This window comes from Acinetobacter haemolyticus (assembly GCF_900406815.1).
Taxonomy (GTDB): domain Bacteria; phylum Pseudomonadota; class Gammaproteobacteria; order Pseudomonadales; family Moraxellaceae; genus Acinetobacter; species Acinetobacter haemolyticus_A.
The window spans coordinates 1-435 of record NZ_OVCN01000048.1 but is presented as its reverse complement, the minus strand read 5'-3'; the positions used below and the strand labels follow the sequence as shown (position 1 = coordinate 435).

At 43.7% G+C, this 435-nt stretch carries 1 protein-coding gene; it reads left to right on the top strand.

Annotated elements, in window-relative coordinates:
• Positions 1-8: 8 nt before the first annotated feature.
• The coding region (locus DK207_RS15605) for a phage/plasmid replication protein, II/X family (RefSeq protein ID WP_228247959.1) at positions 9-435 on the top strand (427 nt) is incomplete at its 3' end.

Here is a 435-nt window from a genome sequence, read left to right as displayed (position 1 = left end):
ATCTCTACATGTTCAATCCTAAATTGTCAGAGATGTTAGATATAGAGAATGCCGTTATTGTCTCGCTCGATGTCACATATTCTGCACGTATGGCCAATGAAGATCAGGTGAACAAAGTCCTTGATTTCATGCGTAATGTCACAAGCAAGCACATCCGTAAATCAACCAAGGTTAGGTGCTACGAGAACACGGTTTATTGGGGTTCAGAACGTTGCAAGCGCTTGGCACGTAAGCTCTACGGCAAGTCTGTTGAATTTCACAAGCAGCTAAAAGAACAAATACTGCTGGCAAATAAAAATGACAAATGTGCTCAGCGTGTCGTTGCAGTCATGCAGGAACAACGTTTACAGGACTGGCTGAAAGGGCTGTTACGTCTTGAAACGGGGATGAAAGCCTACTGGCTGGATGAACAGGGTTTACCTTTACGGTTATTTG